The organism is Vibrio sp. 1731, assembly GCF_033339955.1.
Lineage (GTDB): Bacteria > Pseudomonadota > Gammaproteobacteria > Enterobacterales > Vibrionaceae > Vibrio > Vibrio alginolyticus.
The window spans coordinates 556,873-576,261 of the sequence record NZ_JAWOVO010000001.1; the positions used below are offsets into that span (position 1 = coordinate 556,873).

The 19,389-nt window shown below is 44.4% G+C and carries 17 protein-coding genes; 5 read left to right on the forward strand and 12 right to left on the reverse strand.

Translation table 11 applies throughout. The features are described from left to right. Nucleotides 1-25: 25 nt before the first annotated feature. The 8 genes from R7035_RS02400 to lrp form a co-directional block, all read right to left on the reverse strand. Nucleotides 26-292 (reverse strand): DksA/TraR family C4-type zinc finger protein, encoded by a 267-nt coding sequence (locus tag R7035_RS02400; RefSeq protein ID WP_132936554.1) that lies wholly within the window; start codon nucleotides 290-292, stop codon nucleotides 26-28. A gap of 137 nt (nucleotides 293-429) precedes the next feature. After that, nucleotides 430-858: a hypothetical protein gene (locus tag R7035_RS02405; RefSeq protein ID WP_132936665.1), complete on the reverse strand. Its 429-nt coding sequence runs from the start codon at nucleotides 856-858 to the stop codon at nucleotides 430-432. Further along, the gene (locus R7035_RS02410) at nucleotides 848-1,750 is read right to left on the reverse strand and encodes an N-acetylmuramidase domain-containing protein (RefSeq protein WP_132936553.1); all 903 of its coding nucleotides are present in this window, start codon (nucleotides 1,748-1,750) and stop codon (nucleotides 848-850) included. Before R7035_RS02410 ends, R7035_RS02405 begins: the two co-directional genes overlap by 11 nt. 203 nt (nucleotides 1,751-1,953) lie before the next feature. After that, nucleotides 1,954-3,261 carry a serine--tRNA ligase gene (serS, locus tag R7035_RS02415; RefSeq protein ID WP_005437179.1) on the reverse strand — a complete coding sequence of 436 codons (1,308 nt, stop codon included), beginning with the start codon at nucleotides 3,259-3,261 and terminating at the stop codon, nucleotides 1,954-1,956. Nucleotides 3,262-3,352: 91 nt separating this feature from the next. Beyond that, on the reverse strand, nucleotides 3,353-4,708 hold the full coding sequence (locus tag R7035_RS02420; RefSeq protein ID WP_264302055.1) for a replication-associated recombination protein A: 1,356 nt from the start codon (nucleotides 4,706-4,708) through the stop codon (nucleotides 3,353-3,355). Next, a complete protein-coding gene (lolA, locus tag R7035_RS02425) occupies nucleotides 4,709-5,335 on the reverse strand; it encodes an outer membrane lipoprotein chaperone LolA (RefSeq protein WP_005388103.1) in 627 nt (208 codons plus the stop codon). 61 nt (nucleotides 5,336-5,396) lie between these two features. Then, nucleotides 5,397-8,444: a DNA translocase FtsK 4TM domain-containing protein gene (locus R7035_RS02430; protein ID WP_132936551.1), complete on the reverse strand. Its 3,048-nt coding sequence runs from the start codon at nucleotides 8,442-8,444 to the stop codon at nucleotides 5,397-5,399. Nucleotides 8,445-8,596: 152 nt separating this feature from the next. Further along, nucleotides 8,597-9,091, reverse strand: a complete 495-nt coding sequence (gene lrp, locus R7035_RS02435) for a leucine-responsive transcriptional regulator Lrp (RefSeq protein ID WP_005378234.1) — start codon at nucleotides 9,089-9,091, stop codon at nucleotides 8,597-8,599. A gap of 156 nt (nucleotides 9,092-9,247) precedes the next feature. On the opposite strand from lrp, the gene ald reads away from it, so the two are divergent. Beyond that, a complete protein-coding gene (gene ald, locus R7035_RS02440; RefSeq protein ID WP_005378241.1) occupies nucleotides 9,248-10,372 on the forward strand; it encodes an alanine dehydrogenase in 1,125 nt (374 codons plus the stop codon). 93 nt (nucleotides 10,373-10,465) lie between these two features. Here ald and R7035_RS02445 read toward each other — a convergent pair whose 3' ends face one another. Together R7035_RS02445 and cysB are read right to left on the reverse strand one after the other, a co-directional pair. Next, nucleotides 10,466-11,662: a methyltransferase gene (locus R7035_RS02445; RefSeq protein ID WP_171342743.1), complete on the reverse strand. Its 1,197-nt coding sequence runs from the start codon at nucleotides 11,660-11,662 to the stop codon at nucleotides 10,466-10,468. 53 nt (nucleotides 11,663-11,715) lie between these two features. Beyond that, nucleotides 11,716-12,690, reverse strand: a complete 975-nt coding sequence (gene cysB, locus R7035_RS02450; protein ID WP_005388967.1) for an HTH-type transcriptional regulator CysB — start codon at nucleotides 12,688-12,690, stop codon at nucleotides 11,716-11,718. Nucleotides 12,691-13,003: 313 nt separating this feature from the next. On the opposite strand from cysB, the gene R7035_RS02455 reads away from it, so the two are divergent. Together R7035_RS02455 and miaE are read left to right on the forward strand one after the other, a co-directional pair. Then, complete coding sequence (locus tag R7035_RS02455; protein WP_005378247.1) at nucleotides 13,004-13,768, forward strand: hypothetical protein; 765 nt, start codon at nucleotides 13,004-13,006, stop codon at nucleotides 13,766-13,768. Between the two features lie 97 nt (nucleotides 13,769-13,865). After that, on the forward strand, nucleotides 13,866-14,636 hold the full coding sequence (gene miaE / locus R7035_RS02460) for a tRNA isopentenyl-2-thiomethyl-A-37 hydroxylase MiaE (RefSeq protein WP_005388968.1): 771 nt from the start codon (nucleotides 13,866-13,868) through the stop codon (nucleotides 14,634-14,636). Between the two features lie 125 nt (nucleotides 14,637-14,761). On the opposite strand, the gene R7035_RS02465 is transcribed toward miaE, so the two are convergent. Together R7035_RS02465 and R7035_RS02470 are read right to left on the reverse strand one after the other, a co-directional pair. Continuing rightward, nucleotides 14,762-16,390, reverse strand: a complete 1,629-nt coding sequence (locus R7035_RS02465) for a methyl-accepting chemotaxis protein (protein ID WP_047100808.1) — start codon at nucleotides 16,388-16,390, stop codon at nucleotides 14,762-14,764. 155 nt (nucleotides 16,391-16,545) lie between these two features. Beyond that, nucleotides 16,546-16,812 carry a hypothetical protein gene (locus R7035_RS02470; protein WP_005388970.1) on the reverse strand — a complete coding sequence of 89 codons (267 nt, stop codon included), beginning with the start codon at nucleotides 16,810-16,812 and terminating at the stop codon, nucleotides 16,546-16,548. Nucleotides 16,813-17,103: 291 nt separating this feature from the next. On the opposite strand from R7035_RS02470, the gene R7035_RS02475 reads away from it, so the two are divergent. Together R7035_RS02475 and R7035_RS02480 are read left to right on the forward strand one after the other, a co-directional pair. Beyond that, entirely contained in the window at nucleotides 17,104-18,432 is a 1,329-nt protein-coding gene (locus tag R7035_RS02475) for a sphingomyelin phosphodiesterase (protein WP_171342745.1), read from the forward strand. Then, nucleotides 18,429-19,385: an ATP-dependent dsDNA exonuclease gene (locus R7035_RS02480; RefSeq protein ID WP_171342746.1), complete on the forward strand. Its 957-nt coding sequence runs from the start codon at nucleotides 18,429-18,431 to the stop codon at nucleotides 19,383-19,385. Before R7035_RS02475 ends, R7035_RS02480 begins: the two co-directional genes overlap by 4 nt. Nucleotides 19,386-19,389: the final 4 nt, after the last annotated feature.

The window sequence follows — 19,389 nt, forward strand, 5'->3', positions numbered from 1 at the left end:
CTCATTATTTATTAGAACAGTAAAGTTATCGGAGTTGACTGTCTTTACTCGCTCGTCGATTGAACAATGCTTGGCGTTGAGACACCAATTCGATTGTTGACTGACATTCGATACACAAACGAACGCCTTTCATAGCAAAACGACGTGCTTCTGGGATCTCATCACCACACTCATCGCAATAATGGGCGCTTTCACCCCTTGTGATACTGCCACGAACACGGGAAATCTCGTCGTCTATTGTGTTTTGAATTTGTTGGCTGACGCTATCGTCATTTGCCCACCCTACGGCCATAAGCCCTCCTCGTTACTTGAATGAGAAAATCTACTTACCGTGGTAAGGTGGATGATTATATCGATTACAAATAACAAGATAATTAGGATAAATTCGAAAACACTATTACGTTTTAGTAATAATTACTCTGTAATCGATTATTCGGCACTCTCATGGAAAAGCAATGCAAGGTTACTCATACTCCCTTCCTCACATTCAAAGTACTGCGTTTGCTCAGGCTCTCTCAAAGTAACACTGAGTATTTTCTCTACCTCACCAAACTCCTCGCTAAAGTACTCACTGACTAATATGACGCGCTCACCAATACTAAATTCCAGTGACTTCTCATCTACCAACGCTCGATGATACTGGTCTAATTTAAAGTCCTTTACAGCTATGGTTCTTTCAATACTGCTCCCCCCTAAGTTAAGCTCCGACAGTAGAACCTGACTGTTTATATTTTCTATTGATATTTCTAGACGGTTAGGATGTGAAGCATCACACTTAAATAGCGCAGTATTAGTGTGGCTGGAAGCACAAGCAGATGAACTAAAAATAAGTCCAAGCAAAGAAATGTTACGCAGCATTTTTAATCGAAGCATATTTTTTGTAAGCCTTTTCTAATTTGACGTCGTATTGATTTTTCTGATACTCAGAACCATTGTAACCACGAGCAAAGGCAGCCCAATTTTTATCTCTTATATGTTCACCTAAGCCAGACTTTTGGATAAACGTAACAAAAGCCTCAAGTTGTTTCTTCTCTGACTCGAATACAGCTTTAACAAAGGATTCAGCGGTAACATGACCAGCTAACTTGAAATTAAAGCCCATAATTTGGAAACGTCCCCAAGATGCGGAGCGGATTGCTGCATTTGAATTCAGTTCAATCGCTTTATTTAAACGTACGTATTCTGAGATACCACCAACATACAGACTTCGATTCCAATGCCGACTTGAAATACTTGGATGACTGTTATCGTAGGCTCTTGAAGTGAGTCTCGAAAATATATGAGCCTCAAACAAAATCTTTGGCTTACCATTGCTAAAGTAGGCTTCTCCTCGGCTCTCAACTTCCGCTACAGCTTTAATAGCAGCGACTTCGCATTCAAGGGTTTCAGCTACTTTGCGATAATCCAAGTCCGTCAACGCATCTCTTGAGCCAACCAAAGGTAACGTATATGCCACCGCAGTCTCAGGTGTTCGTTTTAAATAATCATTCAGCTTACGATGGCTTCTTCCATTCACATCTATCCTTCCATCTGGACGAACCATCCCAACAAGGCTTTTCTGAAAAGCTTTAATTGCGGCGACAGTCTTGGAGTTTTCCGGTCTAGAGCCTAGTTTCCCATCCACTTTAAGTTCCTTTACTCCCTTTAAAGAACCAAGCAATTGGTTAATAGACCTTTGTACCGTACGAATATCAGCATCCACATTTTTACCACCCAAGCCAACAGAGCCGCTTATTCTCATTGAAGCCATGAAAGTACCTCCTCTTTATCTTTTGGAGGAGCTTGTCACGCTCAATGAAGCTTAGAAAAATATCATTAGGGGCTGGTTTTAATAATTTAGGCTAACTATGCAATACCTCACCCTACATTTACATAACAACGTATTTTCACTCGACGCAGATAACAAAAAACCCAGCACTAAGGCTGGGTTTTGGTGTTCTAGTGGTTAATGAATTAACCGATGTGCGTTGCGCCCGCCATGTACTTCTGAAGTACTGTAGGGATTGCAATGCGGCCGTCTGCTTCTTGGTTGTTTTCTAGGATAGCAACCATTGTACGACCTACAGCAAGACCAGAACCGTTTAGCGTGTGTACAAGCTCAGGTTTCTTCTCGCCTTTACGACGGAAACGTGCTTGCATACGACGAGCTTGGAAATCCCACATGTTAGAACATGAAGAAATTTCACGGTAAGTTTCTTGAGCAGGAACCCAAACTTCTAGGTCGTAAGTCTTACGAGCGCCGAAGCCCATGTCACCTGTACATAGAACCACTTTACGGTAAGGAAGCTCTAGAAGTTGTAGAACTTTCTCAGCGTGACCTGTTAGCTCTTCTAGTGCGTTCATTGAATCTTCTGGCTTAGTGATTTGTACTAGCTCAACTTTGTCGAACTGGTGCATACGAATCAAACCACGAGTATCACGACCGTAAGAACCTGCTTCTGAACGGAAACATGGCGTGTGAGCTGTCATCTTAATTGGTAGATCCGCTTCGTCAGAAATCGTGTCACGAACTAGGTTCGTTACAGGTACTTCTGCAGTAGGGATTAGAGACAGTTTACGTGGCTCTTCGTCGTTTACTTTTTCTACTAGCGGCTCAGTGTGGAAAAGATCTTTACCAAACTTAGGAAGCTGACCAGTACCGAATAGGCTGTCAGAGTTTACTAGGTAAGGTACGTACATTTCTGTGTAGCCGTGCTCTTCAGTGTGAAGATCCAGCATGAACTGAGCGATTGCACGGTGTAGACGAGCAAATTGGCCTTTCATCACGATGAAACGTGCGCCAGTGATCTTAACTGCACTTGCGAAGTCTAGACCGTCGCCCATTTCGCCTAGGTCAACGTGATCTTTCAGTTCGAAGTCGTAAGACTTTGGCTCACCCCAACGAGAGATTTCAACGTTGTCGTTTTCATCTTTGCCATCTGGCACTTCATCTGCTGGGATGTTTGGTACAGAAAGCGTGAATTCGTCTAGTTGAGCCATTACTTGCTCAAGTTCAACTTTCTTCGCATCAAGATCGCTACCTAGCGTACCGATTTGTTTCTTGATCTCTTCTGCGCCTTCTTTGTCGCCAGCCGCCATTTTTTGGCCGATTTGCTTGGAGATGGAGTTACGCGTGGATTGTAAATTTTCTACTTCTACTTGAATGGACTTACGTTGTTCTTCAAGTTTACGAATAGTATCTACGTCTAGCTTAAAGCCACGACGCGCCAGTTTAGCAGCTGTTTCATCCAGCTCTGTACGAAGTAATTTAGAATCCAGCATTGTTAATCCTATGCTTTTTGTTGTGAAATCACGCGCACTTTCCAAGCGTACGCGTTAAAAAAATTTACTGAACAAATGTATCCAAAAACGCCTACTTTTCATAGCGCTTTTGTGGGCTATTTGCGTCTAAAGTAGCCAAGTAATCTAACTTTTCGCCGATTTTGGTCTCCAGACCACGATTTGTCGGCTGATAGTACCTACGATCGCCCATTTCAGGCGGCAAATATTGCTCACCGGCTGCGTAAGCACCAGGCTCATCGTGAGCATAACGATACTCAGCCCCATAACCCATGTCTTTCATCAAACTGGTTGGCGCATTTCGAAGGTGATGCGGCACTTCATATTCAGGTAAGTTATGAGCGTCCGTTAGCGCTTGTTTCCAAGCAACGTAAACGGCATTGCTCTTTGGAGCGCACGCGAGATAAACAATAGCTTGAGCAATCGCACGTTCACCTTCTGCTGGACCAACGCGTGTAAAACAGTCCCACGCGGAGAGTGCCACTTGCATGGCTCTAGGGTCCGCATTGCCGACATCTTCCGATGCTATCGCAAGTAATCGACGGGCAATATAAAGAGGATCACATCCCGCTGCAATCATACGTGCAGCCCAGTAAAGCGCCGCATCTGGGTTAGAACCACGAATGGATTTGTGGACCGCAGAGATTAAGTCGTACCAGATATCACCTTTGTTATCGAAGCGAGAGACTTTCTCCCCTGCCACTTCAGCCAGCAACTTAAGCGTGATCTCTTTTTCACCTTGCGCATTGTCTTCTGCCATGTCGTAGAGCAGCTCAAGATAATTGAGAGACATGCGAGCATCACCGTTTACCAGTTCTGCTAGGCGGTCTAATACGTTATCAGCGAAGTGTGCAGGTGTATTGCCCAAGCCACGTTCTTTATCGCTGATCGCTTGGTTCAGCGCCAGTGAGATTTCATCTTTATCAAGGGACGTCAGCTTGTAGACACGTGCACGTGACAGCAATGCGTTGTTTAACTCAAACGATGGGTTTTCTGTCGTCGCACCAATAAAGGTAACCGTGCCATCTTCAATATGCGGCAAAAACGCGTCTTGTTGAGATTTGTTGAAGCGATGCACCTCATCCACAAATAAGATGGTGCGGCGACCCGCCATTTTGTTCTCACGTGCTTTCTCAATTGCTGCACGAATTTCCTTCACACCAGACGTCACGGCAGACACGCGCTCTACTTCAGCATTGGCATAGTTTGCAGCCACTTCCGCTAATGTCGTTTTGCCTGTGCCCGGTGGTCCCCAAAGGATCATCGAGTGAATGTGACCCGCCTCTAGCGCACGGCGCAGTGGCTTACCGGGACCTAAAATGTGTTGCTGTCCGATGTATTGATCGATCGTTTCCGGTCTCATACGAGCAGCAAGGGGACGAAAATCTTCGTCCCCCGAGAAATCTAATGTGTAATTGCTCACTACCAATTAATTCCTTTGGTCATCCACTTCCACACCTTTTGGAATTGTGAACGTGAATCTGTCTGCTTTTGGTTTACCCAGCTTCACGTTGTTAAAGGTGAACAAACCTTTTTGACCGTCTTGCTCAACCACGTTGAAGCCTTTCACCACACCTTTGGCATCAATATTAATCTGGAATTGACCTTGTGTGGAGTCTACTGCGGTAGGAATGAGAGTGAACTGGTCACCTTTTTGAGATATTTTGTAGTTATTCCAATCACTTGCTCGGTTACGCGTTAGCAAAACAAATGGCGTTTGCTCTGTTGCTTGCTCTTGCCAGTAGATGCTCACTTGCTCGATGAATGGGCTGTAGTACCACAATGTCTTACCGTCAGAGACCAATAGGTTCTCATCGGGGAATGTTGTACTCCAACGGAACAGGCTTGGGCGAGCGATTTCAACCGTACCTTCTCCTTCCATCACCGTTTCGCCTTCAGGGCTGATAACCTGCTGAGAGAAATCCGCACTGAAGCCATCATTCATAGAAAGGCGTTTGTTTAATTCATCTTTAGGAGATGCTGCGTGTGCGGTAGAAAAGAGGGAAAAGCTTAAAACAAGCGCAGAGAAAAGTTTCGCTGAAAATAGTTTTTTCATTCAGATACCTATTATTAGAACCACTCACCTCAGTTGGACTGAGGTGAGTAACACAAGTTCATTAATCTTTTGGTGGCGCAGGTGCCAGTACTTCACGGTTACCGTTATGGCCCGGAGCACTTACGATGCCCTGTGCTTCAAGCTGCTCTACAATACGGGCGGCACGGTTGTAACCTATCTTAAATCGGCGCTGAACACCGGAAACCGAACCTCGACGTGATTGAACCACGTGCTCAACAACTTGATCGAAGAGCGGGTCTACATCTTCATCCGCTTCCATTTGCTCACCTGGCAATAGACTTTCTGGAGTTTGATCTCCACTGATGATCTCTTCAATGTAGTTCGGTTTACCACGCGCTTTCCAGTTGTTTACAACAGCATGAACATCATCATCTGATGCAAATGCACCGTGAACACGAGTTGTATGACTTGATCCCGGCGGTAGATACAACATATCACCCATACCAAGTAGTGATTCTGCGCCGCCTTGATCTAGGATTGTACGAGAGTCCGTTTTAGTCGATACCGTAAACGCAACACGAGTTGGAATGTTCGCTTTAATTAGACCGGTAATAACATCAACCGATGGACGCTGAGTCGCAAGAATTAAGTGAATACCTGCCGCGCGCGCTTTTTGCGCCAAGCGAGCAATCAGTTCTTCGACTTTCTTACCTACCACCATCATCAGGTCAGCAAATTCGTCAACAACAACGACGATGTAAGGCAGCTTTTCTAGCAATGGCGGTTCAGTATCCATGCTGTCGCCTTCCTGCCAGAACGGGTCATGGATTGGGTGGCCCGCTTCTGCTGCCATCTTCAATTTTTCGTTGAAGCCCTTCACATTACGTACACCTAATGCCGACATCAATTTGTAACGACGTTCCATCTCGCCCACACACCAACGTAGAGCATTTGATGCGTCTTTCATATCAGTCACAACTTCAGAAAGAAGATGAGGGATACCTTCATAAATAGAAAGCTCTAGCATTTTCGGGTCAATCATGATGAAGCGTACATCTTCTGGACCTGCTTTATACAGCATGCTCAAAATCATCACGTTCACACCCACCGACTTACCAGAACCTGTTGTACCTGCTACTAACACGTGAGGCATCTTCGCAAGATCGGCCACCACAGCTTCGCCCGCAATGTCTTGACCTAACACAACCGTTGTTGGTGACGTTGCTTGCTCAAACTGAGGGCTACTGATGACATCAGATAAATAGACCGTCTGACGACTCATGTTTGGCAGTTCCAAACCGATGTAAGGCTTGCCAGGGATTACTTCCACGACACGTACCGCCATCGCAGACAATGCACGCGCTAAGTCAGTTGAAAGACCAGAAATACGACTTACTTTCACCCCCGGCGCCAAATCAAGCTCAAAACGAGTGATCACTGGACCAGGATAAATACCAACCACATCGGCTTTGATTTTGTAGTCAGCGAGTTTGCTCTCTACCAATCGAGCGACCTGCTCTAACGCATCACGGTCGATAAAGTTTTCACGTTTTTCTGGATGATAAAGCAACTCGAGCGTTGGGAGTGGCTCTTCCGGAACTGGCAAGTTTTCTTCTTTCTGTACCAAAAATGGGTTCTGTGTTGCAGCGACTTTGGCTTGCGCATTGGAAACCATATCTTGGAATGCGGTAACGTCTTGGTCGTTGTCTTGGACCTCTTCTACCTCCACTTTTTGAGGTGCAGGTTCAAATGTTGTTGAAGGTGTTGCAACTTGCTGATGAGGCGTTGTTGGCTGTGCTTGCTGTGCAGGCTGAGACTCCACTTCGTCTTCATCATCTAACACATCAAAGTCAGAGATCGTAGGCTCAATATGTTGGCTCGACTCTGTTTGCGCCGTGATGCTATCTAATACAGCAGAATCAATTGCAGGCTCTTCATGTACAGGATGCTCAATACTTGGCTGCTGTACTTGCTCTGCTTCAAATTGTTCGTACTCCGCATAATCTGGTTCAACACTGATCGGTTCTTCTGTAGCTGTATGTTGCTCGACATAGGAAGAATAAGTGTCTGCAAATGATGGGGCTGCCTGTTCTTCAGTTCCCCAGTCATCTGCTTGTTGCGCCGCTGCTTCAAGCTCTTCTATCGTAACATTCAGTTGCTTGGTGCGTTCCAAGAGCGGATCAACGTTATCAGTGTTAACCGTATGGATAGGTTGTATTTGAGGCTCAGGTTCAGAATAAACTGGCGCAGCATTAACCGTAGCCTTGCGTTGTGGTGGAGTCGGTTCTACCATCGCCTGTTCCGCAGGCTTATCAGGTTTAGCTTGCGGCATATAAATAGGGTACTCATGCGCTGGCGCCGACTCTTTCGGTTCATCGACATCGTACGCCGTTAAATGAGGAAGCGGCTCATCATCAATTTCATAGTCTACATTATGTTTAGGCGTAGAGACTTTATCTTCTACAAACTCATCAAGCTGAGGTTCTAAAACTTCCTGCTCTGAACCTCTTGCCTTATTTGCAAGCGCGGCAATTAGTGCTAATGCACGATCACCAAGCCATTCCACGATGTTAAGCCATGAGATGCCAGTGAAGAGCGTAAAGCCCGCTCCCCACAAGAACAGCAGTACCAATGTGGTACCGAGTACATTTAATGTAGGTAAAGCGAGGCTAGACAACACATCCCCGACCACACCTCCGGATGAAAAATACCAAATGTCATCAAAATTAATATCGGCAAGACCGCAACTGGTCATAATAAGGACGACAAGACCGAGCAGCCTTGTACCCCATAGCATGAAATCAATGGGCTCATCTTCTCCTCGTTTACGGCAAATCACCCATGCAGCCGCCGCTAGCAAGAAAGGGATTGGGTAAGCGAGAGAGCCAAATGTGAAGAATAGAGTATCGGCTAGCCAAGCGCCGAAAAGGCCACCAGCATTATCGATATCCCCTCCCCATGCGGTTTGGGACCAAGAAGGATCGGCCGGACTGAAGGTAAATAGTGCAACCGCAAGCAATACCGAGCTAAGAACGCCAACGATAAAGCAGCACTCTTTTAAGCGTTGGAAGCCATTTAAGCGTGAAGACTGGGGCTCTTCACTGGTTTTGATAATGGTTTCGACTTTCTTTGCGTTCTCTTTGAACATAAATCAACTTGAATATGGAAATGAAATAGGAAATTGCAAAACATTCCGAGCGGCATCAAGCCGCTCGGTAAATTGATTTAACCATATCAAGGAGAAAAACCCAATTACTCTCTGGCGAAAGCGGAAGCATATACCGCTTTCTTTGCAAGAAATTAACGAGTTTTGATCACAAGCTGGTTAGATTGTTTCACTTCTTCCATAACAACGTATGTGCGAGTGTCATTTACGCCAGGTAGACGTAGTAACGTATCGCCCAATAGTCGGCGGTAAGCACCCATATCTGATACACGGGTTTTAAGAAGATAGTCAAAGTCACCTGAAACAAGATGACACTCTTGTATGTCGTCTAGCTTTTGAACAGCTGAGTTAAACTGCTCAAACACATCCGGCGCACCACGGTTTAGCGTAATCTCAACAAATACTAATAGTGATGCATCCAGGAACTGCGGATTCAATAATGCAGTATACCCTGTGATATAACCCTGACGCTCTAAGCGACGTACACGCTCCAAACATGGCGTTGGAGAAAGTCCCACACGTTTTGAAAGCTCAACGTTTGAAATACGACCGTCTTTCTGCAGCTCATTAAGAATGTTGCGGTCGATACGGTCTAGTTCCTTGGACGGCTTTTTATAGTTGTCTGCCATTTTTTATTCCACCTTATTACTTCCTTGCAAAAAAATATACTACAACTTTTTAATATTTGGTGCCAAATTTTACAAATCTATAACTATACTAGTTATTAATTCGACAATAACACCCTACTAACAGTTAATACAACCATTATAGAAAGAGGATACAGGATGATCATTGGCGTACCTAAGGAAATCAAGAATCACGAATATCGTGTTGGTATGATCCCAGCTAGCGTGAGAGAACTCATCTCACATGGTCACCAAGTTTTAGTTGAGACCAATGCAGGTGCCGGCATTGGTTTTTCAGACGATGATTACATCGCTGTCGGCGCATCCATTCTCCCTCATGCTGCTGACGTATTTGCGCAAGCAGACATGATTGTAAAAGTAAAAGAACCCCAAGCAGTAGAGAGAGCAATGCTCCGCGAAGGGCAAATTTTATTTACTTATTTACACCTAGCACCAGATTTTCCACAAACTGATGAGCTAATCAAGAGCAAAGCTGTCTGTATAGCCTATGAGACTGTAACAGATAATATGGGTCGTTTGCCACTGTTAGCACCAATGTCAGAAGTGGCAGGTCGGATGTCTATCCAAGCTGGCGCGCAAACGTTGGAAAAATCGCACGGCGGTCGTGGTCTACTCCTAGGCGGCGTACCTGGTGTTGAACCTGCAAAAGTCGTTATCGTTGGTGGTGGCGTTGTTGGTGCAAACGCTGCTCGTATGGCGGTTGGCCTTCGCGCTGACGTCACTATTCTAGACCGTAACGTAGACACACTTCGTAAGCTTGACGAAGAATTCCAAGGTCGCGCAAAAGTGGTTTATTCTACTGAAGACGCTATCGAGAAGCATGTTCTAGAAGCGGACCTTGTTATCGGTGCCGTTCTAATTCCTGGCGCAGCAGCACCTAAACTGGTCACTAAAGAGCACATTGCTAAGATGAAGCCTGGTGCGGCAGTGGTTGACGTGGCAATTGACCAAGGCGGTTGTTTCGAAACTTCGCACGCGACAACTCACGCAGATCCAACTTACATCGTTGATGAAGTGGTTCACTACTGTGTAGCAAATATGCCTGGCGCAGTTGCTCGCACTTCAACATTTGCACTCAACAACGCTACACTTCCATACATCGTGAAGTTAGCAAATAAAGGCTACCGCGAAGCACTTCTAGAAGATAAAGGCTTCCTTGAAGGTCTAAACGTTATTCACGGAAAAGTAACGTGTAAAGAAGTAGCAGAAAGCTTTGACTTGGAATACGTTGAACCAACTCAAGCTATCGCTATGTTTAATTAATGACAAAATAAAACATAACTTGTCACGTTTTGTTTACAAAAGCCCACTCATAAGTGGGCTTTTTCATATAGAGCGTTTGGCTATAAAGAATAACTAAATCTTATATGCACAAATTAAAATATTTCTAGGCGTGACCGATTTAGGGCAAAACTCTGACAATCTAACACGGTAACCACGTTCTTCAAGATAAAGCACTTTATCTAATGCGAGCCAGATCTCCAACGGACGTTGAAAAACAAGTTGCACTAAGCTCATTCTCTCCATTTGCCAGAAGCGTTGTTCGCTTAACTTTTCAAAATGAGAGAAATCGATTTCTTGAGGAAGAACAATGCCTTTTTGCTCCGCTGCCCAGCGACAGAACGATTCAAAACCATCACTTAATTGCGACTTACGGATACTCGGCACAGGCTGATACTCTGCCATTCCCAAAGCTTGTCGCGTGATCAAATCAAACCCAAGACGAAACATCATTTCCTGCTGACGATGACGACGCACGCGCTCTCCTCCCGTCACCGTTTGTTGTAATGGGATACGCAGTTCTTGCTTAGACAATGAGAGAGAAGAAGCCCTACCCGATTCCGACATCGGCTGGTATTGTTCCGACTGAATCAAGTGGTAACAACAAGGTGATATGGTCATCGCAGCAATCCCATTTTCACTGCCGTACTGCATTAGACGAACGTGAAGGTCACCGCATGCATGCAGTGCTACTGCGTGTTGCGTTGGCTTAAACACGGCTTTCGCTTTGCTATCAAACGCGTCGCCTTGAATAAACGTCATCTTCCAATGATGTTCATTGGCTGCTTGTTGCCCCGAATCGCACAGTGCTTGTTGGTATTCAAAGCTGGTTACAGGCTGATCGGTTTGCGTTGTCAGGATTCGCCCCAAGTAACCTTTACCTGAGCACCATTCTAGCCATTCTTCGCCACAGTGTTGTTGAATTGCAGCTTCACCCATCGAGCTAATTTGCTCCAACTTACGTCCCGGAATACCGTTATCTAAACCACGAGCGAGTTCCAAGCCGTTTAACGACAAAAGCTCTAAATGAGTCAGTTCTGCGAGTTGTTCAAGCTCAGGCAAAAACGGACTAAGTGCTTTTAACGCGAGTTCTGGTGCTGCTTTGTATTCTTCGATTTGAGAGGGAGTAAGAGACGCTAGCCATTGGCACAGTCGAGGATGTTGCTCCTGCCAAGGTAATGATGTGTGAATGCTGCTTTTAAAAGGCTCGAATCGCCACAAAGATTGGTTTTCGATTAAGCAGTCATTAATAAATTGAAATTGCGTTTTCATAACTCCCCCTACAACGAGCGCATTGTAGAGGGAATCGAAACATCAATGAAGTGTTATCTCACCGGAAGCTCGATGTCTTTAAACATCTCTTCGATTTCTGCATTAGACTTCAACGAAATCGCCTGCTCAACCACTGGACGCGTTAAGTGCGGTGCAAAACGCTCCATAAAATCGAACATGTAAGAGCGTAAGAATGTACCACGGCGGAAGCCGATGCTCGTGGTGCTCGCGCCAAACAAATGGCTCGCATCTATTGCAACCAAGTCACCGTCCTGCTCTTCATCCACAGCCATGCTTGCAATCACACCCACACCAATACCCATACGAACGTAAGTTTTAATGACGTCTGCATCAGTTGCCGTGAACACCACTCGCGGGGTTAAACCTTCGCGGTTGAATGCTGTATCCAGCTCTGAACGACCAGTAAAACCGAACACGTAAGTGACTAATGGGTAAGCGGCAAGATCACTGATCGTTACTTTGTCTTTCTTCGCTAGTGGGTGGTCTTTAGGCACAACTATTGAACGATTCCAGTGATAACAAGGCAGCATGATGGCATCTTGATATAAGTGAAGAGCTTCTGTCGCAATCGCAAAATTCGCAGTGCCTTTAGCTATCGCCTCAGACATTTGTGACGGTGTACCTTGGTGCATGTGTAACGACACTTTTGGATAACGAGAAGTAAAACCTTTGATGACATCTGGCAGTGCATAACGAGCCTGCGTATGTGTCGTGGTGATATTCAGCGTCCCCATTTCTGGATGGGTGTGCTCTCCAGCCACCGCTTTGATACTTTCTACACGAGCGAGAATTTCTTGAGAGATACGTACAATTTCTTCTCCAGCTGGCGTCACTTGCGTTAAGTGCTTACCGCTACGTTCAAAAATCTGAATACCTAACTCATCTTCCAGCAACCGAACCTGTTTACTAATACCTGGCTGAGAGGTATATAAGCTTTCCGCCGTTGCAGATACATTCAGATTATGGTTTACAACCTCAACAATATACTTCAGCTGCTGCAGTTTCATCGTAATCCCTTACTTATTCATGAGAGAGTTTATTGGCCACTCAAGCGAGCGATATAATAATTAGTTATAACGCGTTCAAATCGAAATGAACAGCAATTTCTAACTTATACCTCAATCACATACTAATAATCTTCAAGCAAGAAACAATATGCACAAAGTTGAGCCAATAAATGACCGAAGTTCTATGATGTGACTTCTATCAGTAACTAAAACGTGGGAGAGACAAAATAATCAAACAAATAAGGTGCCGAGTAAGATAAGATTCATGTATTCTTTAACGCTAGCCGCAGAAAAGTAAAGCAGACGCAAAGATATGAATATTGGTTTAATAATCGCTTTGGTAGCCATCCTACTGGTGTTAATCCTAGGCTATAACATTATGTTGCAATATAAGGTTAAAGTTGAAACCGCAAAAAGGCAGGAATCAGCGCGATATGTAGCCTTGATAGATGGTACTGAAGAGTTGATTGGTCATGCGCACCATATCCCTTTTAGTAAAGAGCTGTTGCTGTGTCTAAACAATCGTATTCTTGACGCGCTAGAGAGCATGCATGAGCTGGACCCGAAGAACAAGCAACTTGCTCAACGTATCGAAAATATGAAGCAGCAGATTACGCAGCTAAAAGAGAATGGTCCTACTGGCGAGAGTACCACTTTCAAGATGCCGAGTAGTGATAAACAAGCTATCGTCATGCTTAAGCTGGTTAAACGACTTCGCGACACTATCCGTAACGAGCACAACAAAGGCCGATTGGATACCCAGACTTACGTCACCGAAAATGCGCGCTTGGAAACGATGCAAATTCGCATCAACATTGAAAATGTCATCAAAAGAGCAAACGACTCTATCGCTCGTGGCCAACCAGGCACCGCGCTTCAACTGCTGCGTAAAGGTATCGATGCTTTGAGCACTAAGAGCGATCCTTATTCTATTCAAGCGAAACAAAAGCTTGAAGAGATGTTGGGTGACTTAGATAAAAAGCGCCAAGATAAAAGCGATGCCGAAATGCAGCAGATTGCTGACAAAGAGCGTGACAATGACATGGAAGCACTCTTCGGCGAGAAGAAAAAGTGGTAACATTCACTTCAGGTCAAGAAAGGCTGCAATTGCAGCCTTTTTTCTATCCGCAAGACAACGGATATGCCCAATAAAAATGTGAAGTACTAAAACTAAAATGATGAATCTAGACGCCTATCAAGATCTTCTTGCTCCCATTAACCAATTTCTGCAATGCAGTACACCTGATGAATGGGTAGAGGAAGCAAAGAAACCAGAGAACCTTCAAACCATTTTGTTAGACCACCTACTGTGCGAACTAAAAGCTGGCCAATCTGCCATGTTTTTAATTCGTAAGTATGCCGTTGACCAATCCAGTTCACATGCTCTACTTGACTGGTTTAAGCCCTACGAAGATTTTGCTTACCGTAACGTAGGCTCATTGGAAACTTTAAAAGGCAAGAGCAATATTTCGAAGTCAATCATGGCTAAGTCCGACTCACCATACAGCCAAGATTTGATCGATAAGATGGTGCTTTTGATAAAAGAGGAGTTACACCACTTTTATCAAGTTTTAGAGATCATGGAAAGTCGTGGAATTGAGTATAAAAATATTCCAGCAAGTCGCTATGCTAAAGGACTGATTTCGCATATGAAGACTCATGAGCCGGAAACGCTGATCGATAAACTCATCATTGGTGCGTACATCGAAGCCCGATCTTGTGAGCGTTTTGCCAAACTAGCACCACATATGGATGACGATATCGCAAAGTTCTACATTTCTTTATTACGTTCTGAAGCACGCCATTACCAGGATTATCTTGTATTAGCGGAGCAAATCGCAGGCAAAGATATCAGCGAGCGCATCGCCTACTTTGGACGTATAGAGGCAGATTTAATTTCTACGCCAGATACAGATTTTAAGTTTCACAGTGGTATTCCAGCCTAGCGAGCATATTCTCCCAAGGTTGAGCATACTCTGAACTTATATAGACAGAGAATAAATAAGCCGGACATTTCGTCCGGCTTATTTATTGTAGCAATGAGGTTAGGAATAAAGCTGAAACACAACAGCTAGAGCTGGAATGAACCCATTCGAGTTTTCAAGTTGTGCGCTAGGCTACTAATCTGCTGACAAGCCACAGCCGTTTGTGAAGCTCCCTCAGCCATCTCTGTTGAAGCACTATTAATATGCTCCACACTGCGATTCAGCTCTTCGGATACAGAATTCTGCTCACTGCACGCCGTTGCGATTTGTGTGCTCATTTGCGCTATGTTATCGACAGAATGTTCAATTTCTTTTATCTGGCTATCAGCATCATTAACTTGCTCAACACACTGAGAAATACCCTCCTGACAATCACGGCTTGAATGCCCTATTTTACTGCTGCTCTCTTGTAGCTGATTAACAATTTCCACAATTTGTGAAGTGGAGTCTTGAGTGCGTTGCGCCAGAGAACGAACCTCATCTGCCACAACAGCAAACCCACGTCCTTGTTCACCAGCCCGAGCGGCTTCAATTGCGGCGTTCAGTGCTAACAAGTTTGTTTGCTCCGCAATCCCGCGGATCACATCGACGACCACATTGATATTGTTTGAGCTCGATTCAAGCTCACGTGCCAGTTCATCTGATTCTTGGATCGTATGTGATACACGCTCAATTACTGCGATAGTTTGTTGTAACGTCGCCGTTCCTTGCTTTGCCACTTCCGCAGCCGAATAAGCAGAGGTTGCGCCAACTTCGGTATTTTGTGCCACTTCACTTACAGCAGCTTGCATCTCTGTCATCGCAGAAGCCACCGAGCTAAGTTCAATTTGTTGATTTTGCATACCAGAGGCGGTCTGAGAAGAAATAGCACTCACTTCCTCTACTGCTGCCGTTAGCTGAATCGTTGAGTCATTAATCTCAGAAACCAGCGAATGTAAGTTTGTTTGCATACCGACAAGCTCTTTAAGCAACGTTCCTAACTCGTCTTTGCTCAATTCACTTTCGTCGATTTGATTATTCAATTGACCCTTGGCGATTTTGGAAGCGAATTCCAATGCTCGATCAACAGGCCCGCAAATGACTCGAGAAAGCAACATGGCAGACATTACCATGACCAATGCGACGACGAGCGCACCAACAGCAGCGCTGTATTGTGTAAATGCCGCTTCACTTTGTACTTCTTCACCAATCAAATTCACCAACTCATCGTTCAACGCGAGGGTATCATCCAAGCTGCTCAACGCTTTTGAGTAGGTATCGAAACTTGATAAAATTACATCATTTGCACTTTCAGCATCACCTTGGCTTAGCAGTGCGTTGTAAGTCTTCGTTTCTTTGATGTATTGATTCCAAGTTTCTTTAAAAACGCTAAAAGACTGCGTTTCACGCTTATTAAGGTCGAGCTTTTCGTATTCTGCAATACCAGCCTGCACATCAGAACGCCATTGGTCGAGGCCTTTTAACCACTCACCAATTTTGGGGTGATTTGCGTTTGGCAATAAAGAGAACTCATCTTTACGCACTTTAGTAATATCAACTTGGATACCTTTCAAAATCGCAACAGAAGGTAAACTTTTATCTGTTAACACTGAGATGTCTTTATTCAGTGTTAACAAACCTTGCACCAACATTACTGACACTAAACCAAACACGGCAAAAACGGTTAAATAACTAACCGATATTTTCTTTACGACACTTAAGTCTTTAATACGCATGCACTTTCTCCCCGCAGCCTTTCCAAACCTCTCACTTAAGTGAAAGCTTAACCTCTAAAACACACTGTTTTTTGCGCTCGATATCATTGAACGCTCTTATATACATCGGCTTGAGAGATCAAATCTTGACCAGTAATTGATAGTTTTATCACAAGCTATTTTAGAGATAGGCTCGTATGCTCCGTATTGTGTCTACATCTTTTCATGAGCGCTTCTCGGCGCAGATCCAAGATCTCATCGATGAGCTTTTCTTTCGCATTTATCCCAAAATGCTGGGCATAATTTTTTACTTTTGCTATCTCATTAGGCTGCAAGCGGTACACCTCTTTCTTTAAACGCGCTTCTGCTTCACTTCTAATCAGACCTTGCTCTTGTAACAATTTAATGATGGTTTCATCGGTTGGATTTACTGCTCTAGCCATGGTGCTCCATCTATCAATTTGAGTTCTAGCCATATGGCTAGATGAATGACGCCGCACAACTTATAGAGCAAAGATGACAGCTTGATTGCAGTGAATGCAATTCGTTGACTGTTGGTATTATTTTCCACCGCTTCAACGGCAACACACTCAATACCTCCACCCTCACCATTGAATAAAGATCACATTCTGATAACAATTTTCAGCACTGACTTAGATGTCATCCATATTTAACGTGCAAGTAACATTTATAAACAAGAATGATTACTCTAGTTCAAATGATGGAAAAATAAGATGAAATTTTCGCAGTGGAGCCTTTTATTAAGTAGCTTGATAGCGTTACCCAGCATTGCAGATACCGACGTTTACCTAACGAATAACTCTGAGCAACCGTTAACTATTCAAGTAAAACATGAAGGCAGTGATTTGCTTCAATACGGAGAAGAATGGCAACAACATGTGCAGGTACTTGGTCCGTGGGAAACTAAATCTGTATTAAGCTTCAACCGCTGGGAGGGCGTGAAATCAAATCAAACTTACCGTTTTGAAACGGTGGTTTCTAGCCCCGAAGGTGAAAGCATAACACTCAATCAAATAATGGAAGGCCATTGGTACAATTCGACCATTGAATACGGCTTGTCCGCAGCCGATGTCGAGTTATCTCTCAAAGATGATCGTAACATTCATCGTGCCAACACTAACGCTTTTGGTACGAGAGAAACCGAACTGGCATTTAAGTCAGACAGTACCGCTCGATATGATGATCTTTACTACACCATCACGCCAAGCAAGGTAGCGGAGTCTGTCGACAACGAAGAACAAAACCTTAAGTTGATGACTTATAACATCTGGGCGTTGACGGCTATTGCATCGCACATTGGAGATCGTTACGAACTGATTCCTCAACATGTAAAAGGTTACGATGTTTTGGCGCTGCAAGAGGTGTTTGCCAGCGGTCGTGAAGCATTCTTACGTGAGTTAGCCAAGGAATATCCTTACCAAACAAAGATGTTAGATAAAGAAGGCGTTAATATTCATGATGGTGGCGTAATCATAGTTAGTCGCTACCCTATCGTGAACGAAGCGCAATATGTCTTTCCCGATTGCTCTGGTACAGACTGCTTTGCCGATAAAGGCGTAAATTATGCGGAAATAATTAAAGGTGGTCAGGCTTACCATGTGTTTGCTACCCATACCGCATCTTTCGATACAGACACCGCCCGTGAGTATCGTCAGCGCCAGTTCAAACAAATCCGCACACTCGCCCAATCTCTTAACATTCCTTCAAGCGAAACTGTGGTATACAGCGGCGACTTTAACGTAAACAAAAGAAAGTTCCCTGGTGACTACCAACAAATGATCGCTAACTTAAGTGCCATAGAGCCTCACTACTCTGGTTACACGGAGTCAACCTTTGATCCCCGTATCAATAACTTCGCAGGTGAAGCGTTATCAGGTGGCGAAAACGTGGAATACCTTGACTATGTTATGGTGAGTAGTGAGTACGGGGTGAAATCATTCAATGACAACCGTGTAGACGTGCCCCGCACAACCGCAGAGAGTTTATGGAAACACTACAACCTTTCTGACCATTTCCCAGTAAGCGCAACAATCAAGCCATGAAGAAAATCGCTTTGATAATCATGTCCGCCATTATGGCGGGCATGATATTTTTAACTTTCAATCACGATGTTCAAAAAAAAGAGCTCGCTTCCTCTCCTTCCCCTAAGACAAAAAATCAGAGTGTCTCCAGTACCTCACCACAAACAAGCAGCATCGTGCCCGATACAGATACTTCACCACAAACAACTAAGCTCCCTTCCACAGTTCAAATAACGACTGAGCGATTAACTCAACTCAAAGGCAGGAAACTTGTCGCTGAACTTGAGACGTTTTGGCAAGAGTGTATGTTGGACCGTAGTTGTGAAGAGCAGGTCGCCTTGTTTGAGGCGCATTTATCTTCAGCTCGATTCCAGCTTTTGGCGAACTACCCTCAGCTCAGCAGCCAATGGCAAGAGAGTGTAGGAAATTTGTTATTTGATGAGCAGCAATCACTGGCGTCGCGTATTGCACAGCTGAAGAATGAAGCAAGACGCATCTGGGGAGAATTGGCTGATGTTGTTTTCGCGGATGAGTTCGCGCTGTACGATTTCAACTTAGAAGCCCAAAAGCTGGACACTCAAAGCCCAGATAACTTTTTGCGAGCTTTCGAGCAACTCACCATTGACTGGCAAGAACATGCAGGTGCTATCGGGCTAACAAGCGACCAGGAAAAATATGAGCGTGCGGTCACCCTGATTCCTAATAGTATAAGCCTACCAGATCGCTTGGCGCTCATCGCAGAGCTAGAACGAACTTACTTAACGAAAGAAGAAAGTAAAAACATTCATGCTCGTCAGCAGCAAATTACAGAGCAAAAAAAACGAGTCAAAGATTATCAACAAGCATTACAGCAACTTGAGTCCAAACTAAGAACGCAAAGAGCCTCTAGCCATTCACATTTGTCAGAACCGGAATGGCAAAGCTATTACCAACAAGAAGTCGCGGATTTTCGTCGTGAATTTTTTTCTTCTTAATAAT

Excerpts from the sequence above, each read along its gene's own strand:
- serS (WP_005437179.1), bottom strand. The coding sequence starts at position 3,261 with ATGCTGGATTCTAAATTACTTCGTACAGAGCTGGATGAAACAGCTGCT.
- cysB (WP_005388967.1), bottom strand. The coding sequence starts at position 12,690 with ATGAAACTGCAGCAGCTGAAGTATATTGTTGAGGTTGTAAACCATAAT.
- R7035_RS02470 (WP_005388970.1), bottom strand. The coding sequence starts at position 16,812 with ATGGCTAGAGCAGTAAATCCAACCGATGAAACCATCATTAAATTGTTA.
- R7035_RS02405 (WP_132936665.1), bottom strand. The coding sequence starts at position 858 with ATGCTGCGTAACATTTCTTTGCTTGGACTTATTTTTAGTTCATCTGCT.
- R7035_RS02410 (WP_132936553.1), bottom strand. The coding sequence starts at position 1,750 with ATGGCTTCAATGAGAATAAGCGGCTCTGTTGGCTTGGGTGGTAAAAAT.
- ald (WP_005378241.1), top strand. The coding sequence starts at position 9,248 with ATGATCATTGGCGTACCTAAGGAAATCAAGAATCACGAATATCGTGTT.
- R7035_RS02400 (WP_132936554.1), bottom strand. The coding sequence starts at position 292 with ATGGCCGTAGGGTGGGCAAATGACGATAGCGTCAGCCAACAAATTCAA.
- R7035_RS02480 (WP_171342746.1), top strand. The coding sequence starts at position 18,429 with ATGAAGAAAATCGCTTTGATAATCATGTCCGCCATTATGGCGGGCATG.
- R7035_RS02445 (WP_171342743.1), bottom strand. The coding sequence starts at position 11,662 with ATGAAAACGCAATTTCAATTTATTAATGACTGCTTAATCGAAAACCAA.
- miaE (WP_005388968.1), top strand. The coding sequence starts at position 13,866 with ATGATGAATCTAGACGCCTATCAAGATCTTCTTGCTCCCATTAACCAA.
- lrp (WP_005378234.1), bottom strand. The coding sequence starts at position 9,091 with ATGGCAGACAACTATAAAAAGCCGTCCAAGGAACTAGACCGTATCGAC.
- R7035_RS02455 (WP_005378247.1), top strand. The coding sequence starts at position 13,004 with ATGAATATTGGTTTAATAATCGCTTTGGTAGCCATCCTACTGGTGTTA.
- R7035_RS02465 (WP_047100808.1), bottom strand. The coding sequence starts at position 16,390 with ATGCGTATTAAAGACTTAAGTGTCGTAAAGAAAATATCGGTTAGTTAT.
- R7035_RS02475 (WP_171342745.1), top strand. The coding sequence starts at position 17,104 with ATGAAATTTTCGCAGTGGAGCCTTTTATTAAGTAGCTTGATAGCGTTA.
- lolA (WP_005388103.1), bottom strand. The coding sequence starts at position 5,335 with ATGAAAAAACTATTTTCAGCGAAACTTTTCTCTGCGCTTGTTTTAAGC.
- R7035_RS02430 (WP_132936551.1), bottom strand. The coding sequence starts at position 8,444 with ATGTTCAAAGAGAACGCAAAGAAAGTCGAAACCATTATCAAAACCAGT.